At 37.3% G+C, this 17,409-nt stretch carries 18 protein-coding genes and 1 pseudogene; 11 read left to right on the top strand and 8 right to left on the bottom strand.

Going from position 1 to position 17,409, the window contains the following annotated elements; translation table 11 throughout:
• Positions 1-12: 12 nt before the first annotated feature.
• On the bottom strand, positions 13-156 hold the full coding sequence (locus ANA_RS27415; RefSeq protein ID WP_235081963.1) for a hypothetical protein: 144 nt from the start codon (positions 154-156) through the stop codon (positions 13-15).
• A complete protein-coding gene (locus ANA_RS27410; protein WP_235081961.1) occupies positions 101-256 on the bottom strand; it encodes a hypothetical protein in 156 nt (51 codons plus the stop codon). The genes ANA_RS27415 and ANA_RS27410 overlap by 56 nt, the downstream gene beginning before the upstream one ends.
• Positions 257-258: 2 nt before the next feature.
• Here ANA_RS27410 and folE point away from each other — a divergent pair, with 2 nt between their 5' ends.
• Entirely contained in the window at positions 259-966 is a 708-nt protein-coding gene (gene folE / locus ANA_RS05945; protein WP_015079151.1) for a GTP cyclohydrolase I FolE, read from the top strand.
• Between the two features lie 159 nt (positions 967-1,125).
• Here folE and ANA_RS05940 read toward each other — a convergent pair whose 3' ends face one another.
• Positions 1,126-1,758, bottom strand: coding sequence for a phosphoribosylanthranilate isomerase (locus ANA_RS05940; protein ID WP_041458277.1), 633 nt, complete (start codon positions 1,756-1,758; stop codon positions 1,126-1,128).
• A 129-nt stretch (positions 1,759-1,887) separates the two neighbouring features.
• Between ANA_RS05940 and psaK the strand changes: the two genes are divergently transcribed.
• The 3 genes and pseudogenes from psaK to ANA_RS24205 all read left to right on the top strand — a co-directional run bounded on the left by psaK (position 1,888) and on the right by ANA_RS24205 (position 4,430).
• Positions 1,888-2,136, top strand: coding sequence for a photosystem I reaction center subunit PsaK (gene psaK, locus ANA_RS05935; protein ID WP_015079149.1), 249 nt, complete (start codon positions 1,888-1,890; stop codon positions 2,134-2,136).
• 579 nt (positions 2,137-2,715) lie between these two features.
• The gene (locus tag ANA_RS05930) at positions 2,716-3,912 is read left to right on the top strand and encodes a site-2 protease family protein (RefSeq protein ID WP_015079147.1); all 1,197 of its coding nucleotides are present in this window, start codon (positions 2,716-2,718) and stop codon (positions 3,910-3,912) included.
• A gap of 214 nt (positions 3,913-4,126) precedes the next feature.
• A pseudogene (locus tag ANA_RS24205) lies at positions 4,127-4,430 on the top strand (hypothetical protein).
• A gap of 145 nt (positions 4,431-4,575) precedes the next feature.
• Here the strand turns inward: ANA_RS24205 and ANA_RS05925 are convergent.
• From ANA_RS05925 to ANA_RS05915, 3 genes are all read right to left on the bottom strand, one after another.
• Entirely contained in the window at positions 4,576-4,848 is a 273-nt protein-coding gene (locus ANA_RS05925) for a GlsB/YeaQ/YmgE family stress response membrane protein (protein ID WP_015079146.1), read from the bottom strand.
• Between the two features lie 145 nt (positions 4,849-4,993).
• A complete protein-coding gene (hemN, locus tag ANA_RS05920) occupies positions 4,994-6,376 on the bottom strand; it encodes an oxygen-independent coproporphyrinogen III oxidase (protein WP_015079145.1) in 1,383 nt (460 codons plus the stop codon).
• A 377-nt stretch (positions 6,377-6,753) separates the two neighbouring features.
• Positions 6,754-7,428, bottom strand: a complete 675-nt coding sequence (locus ANA_RS05915) for a biliverdin-producing heme oxygenase (RefSeq protein ID WP_015079144.1) — start codon at positions 7,426-7,428, stop codon at positions 6,754-6,756.
• A gap of 395 nt (positions 7,429-7,823) precedes the next feature.
• Here ANA_RS05915 and acsF point away from each other — a divergent pair, with 395 nt between their 5' ends.
• Positions 7,824-8,900: a magnesium-protoporphyrin IX monomethyl ester (oxidative) cyclase gene (acsF, locus tag ANA_RS05910; protein ID WP_015079143.1), complete on the top strand. Its 1,077-nt coding sequence runs from the start codon at positions 7,824-7,826 to the stop codon at positions 8,898-8,900.
• Between the two features lie 48 nt (positions 8,901-8,948).
• Here acsF and ANA_RS05905 read toward each other — a convergent pair whose 3' ends face one another.
• Entirely contained in the window at positions 8,949-9,845 is an 897-nt protein-coding gene (locus ANA_RS05905) for a metal ABC transporter substrate-binding protein (RefSeq protein WP_235082016.1), read from the bottom strand.
• 267 nt (positions 9,846-10,112) lie between these two features.
• Here ANA_RS05905 and ANA_RS05900 point away from each other — a divergent pair, with 267 nt between their 5' ends.
• The 3 genes from ANA_RS05900 to ANA_RS05890 all read left to right on the top strand — a co-directional run bounded on the left by ANA_RS05900 (position 10,113) and on the right by ANA_RS05890 (position 13,754).
• Complete coding sequence (locus ANA_RS05900; RefSeq protein WP_015079141.1) at positions 10,113-10,940, top strand: metal ABC transporter ATP-binding protein; 828 nt, start codon at positions 10,113-10,115, stop codon at positions 10,938-10,940.
• 324 nt (positions 10,941-11,264) lie between these two features.
• Positions 11,265-12,110: a metal ABC transporter permease gene (locus ANA_RS05895; protein ID WP_015079140.1), complete on the top strand. Its 846-nt coding sequence runs from the start codon at positions 11,265-11,267 to the stop codon at positions 12,108-12,110.
• A gap of 108 nt (positions 12,111-12,218) precedes the next feature.
• Complete coding sequence (locus ANA_RS05890; RefSeq protein WP_015079139.1) at positions 12,219-13,754, top strand: serine/threonine-protein kinase; 1,536 nt, start codon at positions 12,219-12,221, stop codon at positions 13,752-13,754.
• Positions 13,755-13,765: 11 nt separating this feature from the next.
• Here ANA_RS05890 and ANA_RS05885 read toward each other — a convergent pair whose 3' ends face one another.
• The gene (locus ANA_RS05885; protein ID WP_015079138.1) at positions 13,766-15,088 is read right to left on the bottom strand and encodes an RNA-guided endonuclease InsQ/TnpB family protein; all 1,323 of its coding nucleotides are present in this window, start codon (positions 15,086-15,088) and stop codon (positions 13,766-13,768) included.
• Positions 15,089-15,197: 109 nt separating this feature from the next.
• Here ANA_RS05885 and tnpA point away from each other — a divergent pair, with 109 nt between their 5' ends.
• The 3 genes from tnpA (at position 15,198) to ANA_RS05870 (ending at position 17,336) form a co-directional block, all read left to right on the top strand.
• A complete protein-coding gene (gene tnpA / locus ANA_RS05880) occupies positions 15,198-15,599 on the top strand; it encodes an IS200/IS605-like element ISAsp6 family transposase (RefSeq protein WP_015079137.1) in 402 nt (133 codons plus the stop codon).
• Positions 15,600-15,932: 333 nt separating this feature from the next.
• Entirely contained in the window at positions 15,933-16,502 is a 570-nt protein-coding gene (locus tag ANA_RS05875) for a COP23 domain-containing protein (RefSeq protein WP_235081960.1), read from the top strand.
• Between the two features lie 24 nt (positions 16,503-16,526).
• A complete protein-coding gene (locus ANA_RS05870; protein ID WP_015079135.1) occupies positions 16,527-17,336 on the top strand; it encodes a S1 family peptidase in 810 nt (269 codons plus the stop codon).
• The last annotated feature ends 73 nt before the right edge of the window (positions 17,337-17,409 follow it).

The raw sequence follows: 17,409 nt of genomic DNA, 5'->3' as shown, positions 1-17,409 counted from the left end.
ATGACTGATAATTTATCTTCCAAATGCTTCGCCCCTACTAACAACTGACAACTGTACGGGCGAAGCATTTGGGGAACTTTTTTTGGCAATGACTGATAATTTATCTTCCAAATGCTTCGCCCCTACTGACAACTGACAACTGTACGGGCGAAGCATTTGGAGAACTATTTTTGGCAATGACCGATAATTTATCTTCCAAATGCTTCGCCCCTACTAACAACTGACAACGAACAACTGACAAATTACTAAAATTCAATCATGACTATCGCTGGTTCAAACGGTTCTAACACTTCCCAATCACCTCTCATTCCTGATTTAGCAGAAGCTATCAATGTCCGACCAGACCGCAATACCCATAATGGCAAAGAACCACAAATACATCCACCATCTGAGGAAATCATGGATGAAATGATGGCAGCGGTGCGAACAATGATTGTGGGAGTAGGAGAAGATCCTGAACGGGAAGGACTTCTGAAAACACCCAAGCGCGTAGCTAAGGCGATGAAGTTTCTTACCAGTGGCTATAATCAATCTTTAGAAGACCTCATCAATGGTGCGATATTTGATGAAGGACATGATGAAATGGTGTTAGTTAGAGATATTAACTTCTTTAGCTTATGCGAACATCATATGTTGCCATTTATGGGTAGAGCGCACGTGGCTTATATTCCCAATCAAAAAGTTGTAGGATTAAGCAAACTGGCAAGAATTGTGGAAATGTATTCTCGCCGATTGCAAGTTCAAGAAAGACTAACTCGACAAATTGCTGAGGCACTGCAAACCGTTCTCGAACCTAAAGGTGTTGCTGTCGTCATGGAAGCCAGTCATATGTGCATGGTAATGCGTGGAGTGCAAAAACCTGGTTCTTGGACAGTTACCAGTTCAATGGTAGGAGTATTCCAGGAAGAACAGAAAACCCGTGAAGAATTCTTCAGCTTGATTCGTCACCAACCGTCATTCTTTTAATGAGGGAACAGGGAACAGGGAACGGGGAGCAGGGAACAGGGAACAGATTTTTTCAACTGACAACTGACAACTGTACGGGCGAAGCATTTGGAGAACTATTTTTGGCAATGACCGATAATTTATCTTCCAAATGCTTCGCCCCTACTGACAACTGACCAATTACCTATTCCCCAGATTTTGAAATAATAGAGCTACTTTGTCTAAATCTTTGTTACCTGGTGAGTGTTCGACACCACTGGATAAATCAATACCATGGGGGTTAATTTGACTTAAAGCAGTCAAAATATTATCTGGTGTGAGTCCTCCGGCTAAGAACCAAGGGAGAGAGGGGCTAAATTCCTGATTTAACATTAGCCAATCTAGGGTTTGTCCTGTTCCTCCTAGGTGTTGGGGATGGTAGGCATCAAGTAGTAGGGTATCTACATAATCCATATAATGCGTGGTGGTTTGTAGATGCTCTAAACTGCGGACTCGTATAGCTTTAATAATTTCTACTTGGGATAAAGATTGACGTAATTGATGGCAAAATTCTGGTGTTTCGTCTCCATGTAGCTGGACACCAGTTAAACCAGACTTTTTAACTATTTGACTAATTTCGGAAATAGTGGTGTTAGCAAAAACGCCGATCTTATCAATATTTGGGGTAATTGGAGCGATAGCTGCCTGAATTTGAGCTATACTAACGTAGCGAGGGGAACTGGGAACACAGATAAATCCTAGCGCTGTTGCACCAAGGGAAGTTATAGCTAGAGACTGCTCTGGTTGAGTAATACCGCAAATTTTAACCCGAATTTTCATCTGAAAAGTTACAAATAATCACAAAAGTATCTTAATTCAAGTTAAAAACTTTTGCTTTGTCCTTAGTAATTTTATAATTCGGTAGGATTATATTCATTTTTTCAATCAGGAGAACACACTTTCATGTTATCAGTTTTATTAGCCGCAGCATCCGTTCCTGTTACACCAGTGTGGAGTCCTACAGTCGGTATCATTATCAGCGCCAGCAGCGCAGTTGTACTTTTATTCACTTTTGCACTCAAATCTGCTAAAGTCGGACCAAGGATGCCTGTATTACCTGTGAGTGTACCAGGATTCATTGGGGCAATGGCTTTTGGTCATGTGATTGGTATTGGTATTGTGTTAGGACTAACTAATATTGGTCGCTTGTAAGTTCGATTTCATCCTCTCTTGCTATAGAGAGTAAAAATTCAGCGGTAGGTAAAAATCAAATTACTTACCGCTAATGTCCTAACCACTTTGCTGGTTGACATAATTAAGTTTAAATCAAAATTGAATAGTAAATATTTTCCAGTTAAATTTTTATTGATCCTATTGGTAGCAATTAGCATTTTTTTTAGATTTACTGATCTGTCTCATAATTAAGGACTAGCTGAAAAAGAACCGCAGCAAACACCTTTGTATTTTATTATATTAAGATTTTGGACGCAAATATTTGGTAATTCTATGGCAGTAATTAGAAGTTGTTCAGCTTTTTTTAGCTTAGAAAATATTGACTCGTCTGTTTTATTTAAGATTGAATAATTATTTCACAATTTTTGGTTTTTGAGGAATTAAATTCTCAGAATAATTGACCGCAGATAAACGCAGATAAACGCAGATAAAGACGGATGAATTAATGGATTTTATGATTCTGTGCAAATATAGATCCCAAAACCAATAAAATCGTTAGGATATTAATAGGGTTCAGGATTGTGTTGAAGGTATTGAAAAACTAGATAAATTGATGTTATGCAAACTAATTGGCAAATAGGTTCTTTATTTGGCATTCCTTTATTTTTAGACCCCTTATGGTTTGTAATTTTGGGGTTAACTACCCTGAATTTTGGATTTGCTTACCAACAATGGGGGACTGTCGCGGGTTGGAGTGCTGGTTTGATTATGGCACTGTTGTTATTTGCTTCGGTGCTACTGCATGAGTTGGGACATAGCTTGGTGGCACAGTCCCAAGGAATTAAGGTGAATTCTATTACTTTGTTTTTGTTTGGGGGAGTTGCGGCCATCGAGGAGGAATCAAAAACTCCTGGTAAAGCTTTTCAAGTAGCGATCGCTGGACCTGCGGTAAGTGTGATCCTATTTTTCCTACTGCGTCTGGGTGCGAGTGTTATTCCTGATAGTAATCCTTTGCATGAAATGATGGGAGATTTATCAAGAATTAACTTAGTTGTGGCTTTATTTAATTTAATTCCTGGTTTACCTTTGGACGGGGGACAGGTGTTAAAAGCGGCTTTGTGGAAAATTACAGGCGATCGCTTTAAAGCTGTACACTGGGCAGCAAAAGCCGGACAAATTTTAGGTTATAGTGCGATCGCTTTGGGATTTGCCATTGATTTCTTCACCAGAGAATTTATCACGGGTTTATGGATTGTTTTGATCGGTTGGTTTGCGGTTCGGAATGCTAACAGTTATGACCGGGTAACTACATTACAAGAAACTTTACTAAAGTTAGTAGTATCTGATGGTATGACTCGTAATTTTCGGGTAGTTGATGCTAATCAAACATTGCGAGAATTTGCTGATTCTTATCTTTTAGAAACAACTACACCAGAAGTTTATTTTGCGGCAGCTGATGGTCGTTATCGCGGTTTAGTTAATATTAATGATTTGCGAACTACCCAAAGAAGTGAATGGGAAACCCAAACTTTACAAACTATTGTTCATCCCCTAAATACAATTCCTACTGTTGTTGAATCTACTTCTTTAGCAGAGGTAATTAAGAAATTAGAAACTGAACAATTACCTCAGATTACTGTTCTTTCTCCTGCGGATGCTGTTGCTGGTGTCATTGATAGAGGGGATATTGTCCAAGCATTAGCACAAAGGTTAAATTTGCCAATTACTGCTGCGGAAATTAAACGCATCAAGGAAGAAGGGAGTTTTCCTCTAGGTTTACAATTAGGGGTAATAGCGAAGTCTGTAGAAAAATGAAATTGTCAGAATCAGGATGTCCAGGATTTGAGGATGTTCAGGATGAATGATTTTTGATGGTTAGGAAATTTTGGAAATTGTCAGAATCAGGATGTCCAGGATTTGAGGATGTTCAGGATGAATAAATAGAACATCTTGTTAATCTTTAAATCCTCTAAATCCTGATGATAAAAATTAATGCTATAATCAACAAATAACTACTTGGTATCATATTATGATGATTACTCAAGAATTAGAATGTCAAGAAAACATCTCTCAAGATATAATTTTTCCTCCCAGTGATTTATATAGTAATGAACCTCCCGTGGAAACAGAACTACATCTGAGACAAATAATTCTCCTTTTCAAATGAAAAAGGACATTTATGGAGTCGTCAGCTAGGTTTATATTTGGGAATTTATGAGGGTTTATTACGGTATTTTACACCAGAAGGAAAGCTAGTTTTTACCCCTGAAGAAACCGCAGAACGTTTAGCAGCAAAGTTGCGAGAACTAAATATTGACCCAGAAACAATTTAAAATGTAGGTTGGGTTAAGCTGCATCGCAACCCAACCAAAGTTTTGATAATGTAACAGTGTTGGGTTTCCTTGCGTCAACCCAACCTACGTAAATTAATGAAAATGACTTTAATTAATGCTATATCAATAGCTAACTATTAGTAAGTTATGCCCTGCTGCCTCTTTGGAATAATCCCCACAAATAAATGGCAATAATTGCCCCAAGAACTGCCACTATTACCCCAGGAATACTTAAAGATGCCGATGTCAGTTGTAAAGTCCCTGTGCGGAGAAGAGTAAATAAACTACCACCGATAAAAGCACCAACAATACCTAAGATCATGGTGGATATCATCCCCCCACCTTGATAACCAGGATAGATTGATTTGGCAATTACACCAGCTAATAGTCCCAAAATTATCCAAGTAATAATATTCATTGATTGCCTCAAACAATTGACTTAGGTTATGTCAAATTTATCAAAGCTTAATATTATTTATTTCTACCTAATGACATAAACTGTATAAATCAAAAGGTATGTAGTTTTGTTCTGTTCATAAATCATCACTACATACCAATGCTAATTAAATAGAACGAGAGAATTTTGTCTCTCTAGTTCTTGTATGAGTATCGAAAACAACTGCAATATTTCTAACTAGCAATCTACCAATATCAGTAATATGGATTTCGTCTGCTAATACATTTACTAATCCATCCGCTTGTAGTGGTGCTAATTCTTTGAGTTCATAGCCAAAATATTTATCAAAATTGATATGATATTTCTGCTCAATCTCTGACTTATTTAACTGAAAGTGAGACATTATTGACATAATTACATCCCGTCTAATAATGTCATCTTGAGTGAGTTTAATGCCTTTACTGGTAGGAATTACACCTGCGGCAACTGCTTTGTAATAATCCTTTAATTCCTTGTGGTTTTGAGCATAGGCATCTTCTAACATACTAATAGATGTGGCACCGAAACCAAACAATTCCGTTTCCGCGTGGGTAGTATAACCTTGGAAATTACGTTTTAGTGTACCATGACGTTGAGCGATCGCTAATTCATTGTTATTTTTAGCAAAATGATCCATCCCAATAAACAGATACTCATTATTAGTTAATTCCTCAATCGTCATTTTGAGAATATCTAACTTTTCTTCTGCTCCCGGTAATGCGGCTTGGGGAATCATTTTTTGTACAGGTTTAATCCAAGGAACATAGGCAAAATTAAACACGACAATTCTATCAGCATCCAATGCCATTGTTTTGTGTAATGTTTCTCTAAAAGTGTCAAGAGTTTGATAAGGTAGACCATAAATTAAATCTACATTGACACTATCAAATTTAGCCTCCTTAATCCAACTCATCACATCAAAAAGTAGTGCTTCTGGTTGAATCCGATTCACCGCTTTTTGTACTTCTGGGTTAAAATCTTGAATCCCAAAACTAATGCGATTAAAGCCAATATCTCGCAAAAATAAGATATAGTCTCTAGTCACATAGCGGGGATTAATTTCAATGGATACTTCTGCATCTGAAGCAATTTGGAAATTACGGGTAATATTTTTCCATAGAAATTCTACTTGATCAAGTTCTAAATAATTCGGTGTACCTCCACCCCAATGAATCTGAAGGACTTTTCTATCTTTGTCAATTAAAGCTGAGGTATTTTTGATTTCCTGTTCCAAATGTTCTAGATATGGAATAGCCATTTTCTTGTTATTGGTAATCACGGTATTGCAACCGCAGAAATAACAAGCGCTTTGGCAAAAAGGAATATGGAAATATAGGGATAGAGGTGTTTGTCTTTGATTGGAAGCGGTAATTGCAGATTGGAAATCTCTTGCAGTGAAATTTTCACTTAATTCCGTTGCTGGGGGATAACTCGTATATCGAGGAGCGCGAGTATCATACTTTTGAATTAGATCAAAATCAAACTTAACACCAGGTAATAGAAAAACCATTACAGCCTCCAATAAATGTGGGTATATGTCCTTGTAGGGGCGTTCGCGGAGCGTGCTGGAAGCATCAGCATTCGGCCGATAAACTATCGCTAAAACCATTAATTCTCAATCCGAATTCTTCGCCCTTACTAGTTGGGAATAATCACAATTAATTTTCCCAATTTAATGTTGTAATTGAGGATTTAGCTATTAGCAAATAGAATATTTTTATCCTATTCGTTTGTGGTTAGTATTATTTTTAACGAACCACAGAGGCACAGAGAACACAGAGGAAGAGAATAAATAGATGTTTGCATCTTGTTTAGGATTTTTATATAATTCATCATTGTCAAAATTAATTGGGTGATGAATTATATTTTTGTAAATGATGCAGAGACTCAAGTTAATTCGTTGTAAGTAGCTCTACCCAGGGCTTGGATTAAAATACTTTCCAACTCTTTAAGTATCTGCATATTTAGCTTGAAAGCATGGTTAGCTTCTGCCACAATTTTGTCAGTGGTTTTATCGTCAATAGATAGTTTATCTAATGCTTGACGATACTTTCCTTTGAAAGCCTGCTTGTCTGGAATTTGCTGAAAGTTGTAAAATGATGTTCCTTCATGTCCAGACAGTTTTAAGGCTGACTGAGCAATTTTTTGTAGCATTTGCCCACCAGAAAGATCACCCAAATAACGAGTATAGGAATGAGCTAACAATAGTGCAGGTTCATGAGTAGAAATTTGTTGAATACGCGCAATATAAGCTTGAGCAGCGGGTGAAGGGGTGATGCGTTTCTGCCATTGATTCCCATAGTAAAATAACATATCTTGTTCTAGGGAAGATTGGCGATTTAGTTCGGGAAAATAAATCAAATTAATGACAGGATGCTGTTTATGTTTCTCAATTGCTGTTTCTAGTTCACTGTAAACAAAATAGAAATTCCTCAACAACTGAATAAAACAATCTCTATCTACAACTCCTTTGACAAAACATTTCATGAAACCCAGATTTTCTGAATCTGTATGTGCTTGTTGAGTTCCTACACGCAGTTTCATTGCCAAATCATTACTCATTCTTAGTTCCTTCTTCTTTACGTGTCAGGGTTTGCAAATTTCAACGACTTGTTTATCAGTTCACCGTCGTTATCATCACAGAAAAATTGCTATTCTATGGGAATAGGGTTTTGAGAATAATTTCTCCAGCACAAATTACTACCGATGCAGATTTCGGCTAGTTTTACTGCTCCTGAAATCATTTAACTATTATTCTTTGTATAACTATAAGAGTATTCATATTTATTTATGGTTTCATAAATACATTTGTTCAGTAAATAGGTATTTAAACTATGGGAGAATTAAAGATAATTCAGTATTTTTGTAAGAATTATTTTCAATAATTTAACTGATGACTAATAACAAATATTTATGCTTATATAATTTTAAGGCAGACAATGGTAAAGGGACTACTTATGGTTAAATCGTTCGATAAACCCCCACTTGATTTATCGAAATCAGGTGTAAAAGCACCAGTTCAAGAAACATTATTAACACCCCGTTTTTATACCACTGATTTTGACACAGTGGCAAAAATGGATATTTCTGGGTATGAAACGGAATTAAGGTCTGTAATTGACGAACTCAAGGCTGATTATAACCGTCATCACTTTGTGCGCGATGATGAATTTAAGCAAGGTTGGGATCACATTGTTGGTGAAAAACGACTTGCTTTCATTGACTTTTTAGAACGTTCTTGTACTTCAGAATTTTCCGGGTTTTTACTGTTTAAAGAATTATCTCGTCGTCTTAAAGACAGTAACGCTTTACTATCAGAAGCATTTGCTTATTTAGCGCGAGATGAAGCCCGTCATGCGGGATTTCTGAATAAGTCAATGGCAGATTTTAACCTTTCTCTTGACTTGAGTTATCTCACTAAAAATCGTACCTATACATTTTTCCCAATTGAGTGGGTTATTTACACAGTTTACCTATCAGAAAAAATAGGTTATTGGCGTTATATTTTAGTATTTCGTCACATGGAAAAAAATCCCGAATACCAGTTTTATCCCCTATTTCGGAAGTTTGAAAGCTGGTGTCAAGATGAGAATAGACATGGTGATTTTTTCAAAGCTTTGTTACGTTCTCAACCCCAATTATGGAATAATTGGAGATCTCGCTTATGGGTGCGGTTTTTCTTGATAACTGTGTTTGCTACCCACACTATGACAGTATTTGAAAGAGGGAATTTCTATGAAATATTAGGGATTCATCCTCGTCAATACAATACTCAAGTAGTTGAAGAAACTAACAAAACCGCAGCTAAAGCATTTCCAATTATTTTAAATACCAATCACCCTTACTTTTTCTGGTATTTGGAACAATGTGCTGTCTATAATCAGAAAATAATTGATCTCAATCAAATCAATGATTGGAAAATTGCGAAATTCATCCAAAAAATTCCCTTAACTCTAATGATTTTTTGGTATATGTTCAAGCTATTTCTGATTAAACCCATAGACACAGAAGCAACTCGTGAACAAGTTTGTTAATTAATCAATCAGATCCCCGACTTCTCTAAGAAGTCGGGGATCTGATCCTTATTTTTGACTCTTTAATGGAAATGGCGTATATTTTCCCCCCAATGCTTCAACAATAGCGCGGGTATTTGCTGCCATCATTTTTATATAAGTATCACCATTACTACCCTTTGCCCCAATAGAATCAGAAAAAAGTGGAGTTGGTGCTAATTTTACTCCGGCTTCTTCGGCTACTGTTTTAATTAAAGCTGGGTTAATTGTCGTTTCGGCAAAAATAGCGGGAACACCTATTTTTTTAACTGATTCAACTAACTTTTTTACAGTTTGAGCGCTGGGTTGTTCCTCCGTACTAATGCCAATTAAAGTTCCAGCGATCGCTATTTTATAAGCATTTCCGTAATATTGAAAAGCATCATGGGTAGTGATGAGTTTCCTTTTATCTGCGGGAATAGTTTGAATTTCTTGAATGATCCAAAGATGTAATTGTTGTAATTCATCAGTTAGCCTTTCGGCATTTTGAGTAAATTTTTCTTGATCTTCTGGTGACAATTCAATTAAACTATCTCGAATTGCTTTCACCATAGAGATAACATTTTCTGCACTGCCCCAAACATGAGGATCTGGGATAATTTGCCCTTTACCTTTATCTAATTTCAAAGATTTAACAACTTCTCCCACAGCTATTTTTTTCGCTTTCCCTCCAGTCGCATTCATTAACTTAATAAGTCCCGGTTCTAAATTGTAACCGTTATACAAAATCAAGTTAGCTTTTTCCAAAACTCGACTATCTGCGGGTACAGGTTCGTAAACATGAGGGTCCGCACCTGGTTTGAGAATTCCCGTAATTTGTACTTCTTCTTTGCCAATTTCTTCAGCTAAATCAGCAATAATGGTACTTGTTGCTACAACCTGTGGCTGAGTATTTCCCTGGGGTTGGGAGTTGGGAGTACAACCCATTAAAGCCAAAGATAGGAAAATTCCTAGACAAAGGGGATTAAGTAAAGAGAACCTAACCCCCAACCCCTTCCCTCGCAGGGAAGGGGAGTAAGAATAAAAGCCTCTCTCCTCACAGGGGAGAGGTTTGGAGAGGGGTTTCAGTAATAAGTCATACATTGTATTAAACATTAGTTTCATTTATCTCAGTGATTACTTCTAATTATATATATTTTCATATTTCTCTCATTTTTATAGTAAACTCAAAAAATAAGTATTTTAACTAGGGTTATGCAAAACGTTTCTTTTTACCGAAAATTTAGCCTATCTCCCAAAAATCAAGTAGATATACCTACACAAGTTATTAAATCCATTGACATGAATTCCTCAACAGCAATTAACATCACTAACATAGGCGTATATTACCGCACACAAGAAGCATTGAGAGACGTTAATTGCACAATTAAGCCGGGAAGAATCACAGGCATTTTTGGACCAAATGGGGCGGGTAAAAGTACATTAATGAAAGCCATTTTGGGATTAGTTCCCATGAGTAGTGGTCAAGTTTTATACAAAAATCAGCCTTTAATGCAGCAACTAGAGAAAGTTGCATACATACCACAACGTAGCCAAATTGACTGGAATTATCCCGCAACCGTGTGGGATGTAGTGATGATGGGGCGTGTCAAAAAAACAGGATGGTTACGGAGTTTTTCCACAATTAGCCGCCAAATCGCCAAACAAGCATTAGAACGAGTGGGAATAGAAGAATTAAAAAATCGTCCCATTGGTGAACTTTCAGGAGGACAACAACAACGGGTATTTTTAGCCAGGGCGTTAACTCAAGAAGCAGAAATTTTCTGTTTTGATGAACCATTTGTAGGGATAGATCAAAAAACCCAAGCTATCATTTTTGAAGTCTTTCAAGAACTAGCAAAAAACAATAAAATCGTCCTAGTAGTTAATCATGATTTAGGTGAATCAATCACCCATTTTGATGATTTAATCTTACTAAATTGCGAATTGATCGCCACAGGTTCACGCCAACAAGTCTTAACAGAAGAAAACTTATATCGTGCTTATAGTGGCAAAGTTATGTACTTTTCCGACGCAGCATAATAACGGCTAATACCAAATTAAAATGAAGGTGCATAGAATAAAAAATCAAGAATAATTGAACGCAGATAAACGCAGATAAACGCGGATGAATTAATTGATTTTATAATTCAATACAGTTCAGTTAAGAATTTGTTCTTCTCTTGTCTCTGTGTCCTCTGTGCCTCTGTGGTTCGTTTTAAAAAAGATTTTTAGGCTTAACTGAATCGTCGTGTTTTATAATTCTGTGCAGCATCACATAAAATTGGTATTTTCTTCCTCTCTTCCTTCGCTTACTATCTCTAACGAGACGCTTCGCTATCGCTCCTTCGTGGTTCATTTTCATCTATGCTTCAAGCACTAATAGAACCGTTGCAATATGGCTTCATGCAGCGTTCCTTAATCATCGCCATATTAGTAGGCTTATTGTGTGCCATTGTCGGTAGTTATTTAATGGTACAACGCCTCGCATTACTGGGAGATGCTATTAGCCATTCAGTCTTACCAGGACTGGCTATAGCCTTCATGATTGGTGCTAATATCTTTGTCGGAGCATTTATTGCTGGTGTTTTAAGTACAATGGCCATAGCGGTAATTAAAACCCGATCTCCCATTAAAGAAGATGCTGCTATGGGCATAGTTTTTTCTGCTTTTTTTGCTCTGGGAGTTACTTTAATTACAGTCATTCAAAAGGATAATAAAATTGATTTGAATCACTTTCTTTTTGGTAATATTTTAGGGGTGACTGTTGATGAAGTCAGAGATACAGCTATTATTGCAGCTATTGTTTTAATGGTAGTTTTCTTATTATATAAAGAACTGTTATTTTACACATTTGATCCTTTGGGCGCACAAGCTGCTGGTTTACCAGTCAATCGCTTAAACTTTGGTTTAATGTTGTTAATTGCTTTAACTATTGTTGCCAGCATGAAAGCTGTGGGAGTAATTTTAGTATTATCACTTTTAATTACCCCAGGCGCAACTGCTTATTTATTGGTGAAACGTTTACATGAAGTAATGATTTTAGGGGCGGTAATTGGGGTAATTTCTAGTATTAGTGGAATGTATCTCAGTTACTTTTATAATTTACCTTCTGGTCCGGCGATTGTGTTAGTTGTTTCGGGTTTGTTTACGTTGGCTTTGTTGTTTAGTCCTCGACATGGGATTTTGATCCCTAGTGGGAATAGGAGATAAAATTATTAAATCGGTAATTTGATTACTAAACTGGAAAAGTGTTCACAAGTACCGCTATTATAATTCTTGAGGTGTCAGATTAAGGTGCAGCAACCCAGGTGAAAGAAAATGAATGAGATTCAAGGACAACTCCCGATTTTAGCTGGAAACAAAGGAAGATACCAACTTCTCAGGCCTTTAGGAGGAGGGAGTTTTGGGGACACTTTTTTAGCTATTGATTTAGATACGCTTACTCAGCGACACTGTGTGATCAAGCGATTACGAATTGATAATCATTATTCTTCTGAAATAGTTGCAGGGATTAAAAAAGCCTTTGAAAGAGAGGCTCAGGTTCTAGAAGATTTAGGGGATAGAAGCGGTAACATTCCTTGCTTGTATGATTATTTTTCCTTAACTGTAACTGACCCTCAATTAAATACTCCACAAGAGTTTAATTATTTAGTTCAACAATATATCGAAGGTGAAGATCTAAGTAAAGAACTGGAACAACAAGGACGTTTTTCAGAAGCAAAAGTTTTGACTCTATTAAATAATATTTTACCTGGTTTGGACTTTATCCATAATCACAATGTTATTCACCGGGATATTAAACCTAGTAATATTGTGCGCTCCAATGCAGAAGATGACAAATTCTATTTAATTGACTTTGGAGCAGTTAAACAAGTAATTAAAGGTGATATTTCCACCACAGAAAAATCTATAGTATTTGGAACTATTTCCTATGCTCCCCCAGAACAAATCAAAAAGGAAAAAGTTGATTATTCCAGTGATTTATATGCTTTAGCTGCTTCTTGTGTGCAATTATTAACAGGTGAATTTCCAGACGATTCCCGTGACGTTAATAATCTTTGGAATTGGCAAAAATATCCCCATATTAGTGAACATTTGGGTAAGATACTAAGGCGTATGCTCCAAGAAGATCCTTATTATAGATTCCAGTCAGCACGGGAAGTAATGGAAGCTCTGAATAAACCTGATGATAAACCACCGGGATTGAGTCCGCGTACAAATAATGATGATAAGACAATAATTATCCCTCCTCCCCAACCTCAATTTATTAAAGTTTTATTGATAACAGCAATTATTTTGACCGCTGCTGGGGTTTTCATAACTTTGTATCGCTATCAAATTCAAAACTCCCAAGGAAGTATTAAAACCATTCCTGGTAAACTATTTACAGATAAACAATTTGGAATTGAGATCAAATATCCTCAAGATTGGAAGGCTGAAAAACAAGAATATAGTCCGTTAACCGGGGGAACTATTGCCAAAATATTCCCTAATACTTCTAGTCTGAATCTCGAAGTAGGGCTATTTATCCGTATCGAAGATATACAAAAATCTCAGACTTTATCAGAGTATAATCAGGCTGCTATCGAACAAATTAAAAAATCCGTTAGAAACGTCCAAATTCTCGAACAACAATCGAAAAAACTAGATGATCGAGAGGGATATAAAATAGTGTATACAGGTCAAGATCAAATTCATAACTTCAGGTTTAAGTCCATGGAAGTTTGGACTATTAGTGATTCAAAAGTTTATATTCTGACTTACCGAGCAGAAGAAAAACTCTATGATCCCTTTCTCAAGGATGTAGAACAAACCATGATGAGGTCTTTTCATATAGAGCCTATTGGTCTTTGACACTCTCAGCCCTAAAGGGACTGAGATTCTGCGGACAGAGTAAACTTAGGTAACGCCCAAAGTCTAATTCTCGCTACGGTAGTCAAACACCGTCTACCCAGTAAGCCCAAGTCTAAGCTTAGATTGCTGGCTACTTTTCGCAGAATATTAGCTGCGCCGTTCAAATCTGCATTGATCATTGAACCATTACCCGACTTGTACAAACCACGCTCAATCCGTCTTCCAGATGCTTTCCACCCGTCTGGTTTTGGGCTTCGCCCCGCTTCGCTAACACCAAACTTAGGTAGGGAGTCTCCATCTAGAAAACTAGCTTTGGATGTATACGCCTCTTCGGTTTCTTGAAATCTAATACCGTGCAAATCGCATAATTGTTTTAACCTATCCTTGAGTTTACCTAACGGCATTTGGACAAACTTTTGATTATTAATTCTCCCCATGTTAGCGTTAGATTTAAAGCCTTCATTCCAACCAATAACCAATGTACCAATGCCGTATTTTAAGCAATGGTCAATAATTAGTTTTGCAGCTTTATTAATGCCGTCACGCATTTGATGGTTACGTTTACGAGTTACTTTGTCTAACCAATTATCCCAATAAGCTTCTGATTTCCCTTCTTTTCGTGTTGATACTTTCTTATTCCAAAGTTGATTCATTGACTTCATTGCACGGGCATCAATCAATAGGGAATTACCCAATGTATCAACACAAGCCGCTAGATTATCAGCCGTTCCCAGGTCAATAGACAGAGCTTGATTGATGTCTAAGACGTGGTGTTGTTTCTCAACCTCATAAGATATTTCTAAATAAAAAGCACCGTTTTTAGGTAGGATAGTAAACTCTTTAACCTTTGCAATGTCTATATTTGACGGCATTGGTAGGAAAAATTCAGAAATTCCAAACCATCTTTTTACAGTTAGTCCTAACGAAAATCTAAGTTGTCCATTAATTAGAGTTGGTTTTTGTCCACCGCTATTAGGATAGGCAACTTTGAAAAGTTTAGAACCTGTTAGATAGCCGGGAGCTTTCGGTTTAAAATGTAATTGTCCGTTAAGGAACAAAGAGCGTAATCCTTTGAAAGATTTAAAAGCCTCAATTACAGACAATAAAGTTTGTTGTGCTGGGGTAGATGGCACTGATTGAGCAACCATAGTTTTAGAAACTGAAGGTTCGTAGGCTAAATCAAATTTACCCGTTAAAAGTTTTCCGGTTTTAAAAAATGTTTGTCGAGCGAAATAAACACCACTGTTATAGAGTTTCCCCGACTGCTGACAAAGATATTCTAATACTGCCTTAGTTTCATCATCAGGAGATAACAAAACTTGTTGCACTCCCATTGACTTTTTATTTTTTACCACCAATTTTTGATGTAATGAAAGTTGACTTCTCAATAATAATTGATTAAACTAGGATTGTCAATAGATATAGAGAAAACAACACAAAAATATGTTAACGCAAGAAGACTACAAAACCCATAACTACATTAAATTCTTGGTTAACTACCACTTTGTCTGGATACCCAAGCGCCGGAAAAAAGTTTTAACAGGGGATATAGCAACAAGGATAAGACAGATTTTTGCTGAACTAGCTATAGAAAAAGGTTGGGATATTTTAGCCTTAGAAGTAGCCCCAGACCATATCCATTTATTTATTAGCGTTAAGCCTACAGATACCCCACATTTAGTTATCAAGGCATTTAAAGGGCGTTCTAGTTTCTACTTGAGAAAAGAATTTCCCCAATTAAAAAAACTACCGTCTCTTTGGACAAGTAGCTATTTTGTAAGCACTGCGGGAAATGTTAGTAGTGAATCGGTGAGGAAATATATTGAAGATCCGCATCACGGATAATACAGAAAATACCACAGCGGTTAAAACCGCTCGCGCCGCTTCCCTCCCTGGTCTAAAGACGCGCTCGTTTCCCACTTACCGTGAGGTCTTATGAGAGGGTGTTTAAAAAGGGGCTAGAAGTATGGCTAACGCCACGCTTCGCTATCAGGAGTACGGCTAAGGCCACGTTTCGCTATCAGCAAGCCTATTTATACATTAAAAACTTTTCAAATATCCTCTGAGATCCAGCGGGGTAATATACCTTCTCAATTGACATTTAGACACTAGTTATATTAACATAGGATTGACTCAAATAATCAGCTTTTTGTAACCCTCTTAATAACCTGATTTCTTATGGCTTTAGTTATGAAAAATAACCTATCAGCACCCTTAACTGGTCTGGCTTTAGCCTTGAGTGTTACTTTAGCTAGTAATCAGCCCAGCCAAGCTCAAAGCCGCCAATTTACCTGTGGTTTAAGTGATAACTATCCAGTAACCGTGGTTCGTCACCCAACCAGAGGTAGTGTAGCCTTAATTGTGTGGACAAACACAAGTCAGATTAGTGGTACATGGACACCTCAAAAACGTTGTCAAGAGGTATCAGATCGTTTCCAGAAACTGCAAAATAAAGGTGAACTGAAAATCCTGAAAACGGGAACAGTTAACGGTCAATATGTTATCTGTGGTTTAGGAACTAATCAGAGAGCTTGTGATAAGAAAAATGTTTTACTGACCATGACAAAGGATCGTGACCCTAAGCAAGTCCTTGAACAACTATTGAATACCCGTGTTGCCGCAAGTGGGGAAGCTGTTTACCTCAGTGGCGACCAAGAAGGACACATTAAACCAACAATCAACCGTGATGGCACTGCCAGCGTTGACATTGATCAGGTGATCAACGGTAAAAGTGAGCCGATCTGGTAAATTTGAGATGATGGGGGGAAAATCATGAGTTGGCGGATAGGAATGGTCGCTGTTTTTGCACTAGCTGGTTCTGTTTTGCCTTTGGCAACTCCAGTGTCGTCAGTTCCAAAACCCCCCTTTTCAATGGTTAATTTGTGGTCTGGACAGGAACAAATTCAACTTGAACAAGAAGCCCGTTTAATTACAGTTAAGATTCTGAGTAGCCCTAGAGAAAACCGCGATCGCTCATTAGGTTCTGGTGTACTATTTTATCAAGATAAATTAACCTCAACCTATGGAGTAATTACCAATAATCACGTTTTACAAGCCGGTGAAGCTCCCTATTCTATTCAAACTCCCGACGGAAAAATTTACCGTGCTAACTCTGTGGTGCGGAAAAAACAACTGAGGGGAAATGATTTAGATTTAGCCTTATTAGAATTTGTAGCTGACTCAGAATACAGGATTGCTACCAAATCAAATCAACAAGCTGTCATTGGAGCTTGGGTAATGTCCGCAGGTTTTCCCCTCAAAAATAGCCAAAGCAAATCCGGGAGGTTTGTGATTAAACCCGGTAAAATTCAACTGGTGCTAGATAAAGCCCTAGAGGGAGGATACCGAATTGGCTCTACCAATGACGTAGAAAAAGGGATGAGTGGAGGACCCCTATTGAATGGCGCGGGGGAATTAGTGGGAATTAATGGACTTCATGCTAACCCAATTTGGGGTGATCCTTATGTTTTTGAAGATGGTTCTTACCCAACGGACGCACAGCGAGAACAAATAAGTCAATATAGTTGGGGTATTCCCTTAGAAACAGTCAAGCAATTGTTATTTGCCAAAGGCAATTCCTGATGCTTGTAATTTTGCGGGGGACAAAAAATAGAATATATCAACAAGTTTAAATATGCTGTAAGTCTTTTTCCTA

Origin of the sequence: Anabaena sp. 90 (assembly GCF_000312705.1) — a bacterium.
Taxonomy (GTDB): Bacteria; Cyanobacteriota; Cyanobacteriia; order Cyanobacteriales; family Nostocaceae; genus Dolichospermum; species Dolichospermum lemmermannii.
The sequence above is the reverse complement of the archived record's forward strand: the minus strand, read 5'-3'. Positions and strand labels throughout refer to the sequence as shown.

Coding starts and splice junctions, on each gene's coding strand:
- ANA_RS27415 (WP_235081963.1), bottom strand. CDS start 156: ATGCTTCGCCCGTACAGTTGTCAGTTGTCAGTAGGGGCGAAGCATTTG.
- folE (WP_015079151.1), top strand. CDS start 259: ATGACTATCGCTGGTTCAAACGGTTCTAACACTTCCCAATCACCTCTC.
- psaK (WP_015079149.1), top strand. CDS start 1,888: ATGTTATCAGTTTTATTAGCCGCAGCATCCGTTCCTGTTACACCAGTG.
- ANA_RS05930 (WP_015079147.1), top strand. CDS start 2,716: ATGCAAACTAATTGGCAAATAGGTTCTTTATTTGGCATTCCTTTATTT.
- ANA_RS05925 (WP_015079146.1), bottom strand. CDS start 4,848: ATGAATATTATTACTTGGATAATTTTGGGACTATTAGCTGGTGTAATT.
- hemN (WP_015079145.1), bottom strand. CDS start 6,376: ATGGTTTTTCTATTACCTGGTGTTAAGTTTGATTTTGATCTAATTCAA.
- ANA_RS05915 (WP_015079144.1), bottom strand. CDS start 7,428: ATGAGTAATGATTTGGCAATGAAACTGCGTGTAGGAACTCAACAAGCA.
- acsF (WP_015079143.1), top strand. CDS start 7,824: ATGGTTAAATCGTTCGATAAACCCCCACTTGATTTATCGAAATCAGGT.
- ANA_RS05905 (WP_235082016.1), bottom strand. CDS start 9,845: ATGGGTTGTACTCCCAACTCCCAACCCCAGGGAAATACTCAGCCACAG.
- ANA_RS05900 (WP_015079141.1), top strand. CDS start 10,113: ATGCAAAACGTTTCTTTTTACCGAAAATTTAGCCTATCTCCCAAAAAT.
- ANA_RS05895 (WP_015079140.1), top strand. CDS start 11,265: ATGCTTCAAGCACTAATAGAACCGTTGCAATATGGCTTCATGCAGCGT.
- ANA_RS05890 (WP_015079139.1), top strand. CDS start 12,219: ATGAATGAGATTCAAGGACAACTCCCGATTTTAGCTGGAAACAAAGGA.
- ANA_RS05885 (WP_015079138.1), bottom strand. CDS start 15,088: ATGGGAGTGCAACAAGTTTTGTTATCTCCTGATGATGAAACTAAGGCA.
- tnpA (WP_015079137.1), top strand. CDS start 15,198: ATGTTAACGCAAGAAGACTACAAAACCCATAACTACATTAAATTCTTG.
- ANA_RS05875 (WP_235081960.1), top strand. CDS start 15,933: ATGGCTTTAGTTATGAAAAATAACCTATCAGCACCCTTAACTGGTCTG.
- ANA_RS05870 (WP_015079135.1), top strand. CDS start 16,527: ATGAGTTGGCGGATAGGAATGGTCGCTGTTTTTGCACTAGCTGGTTCT.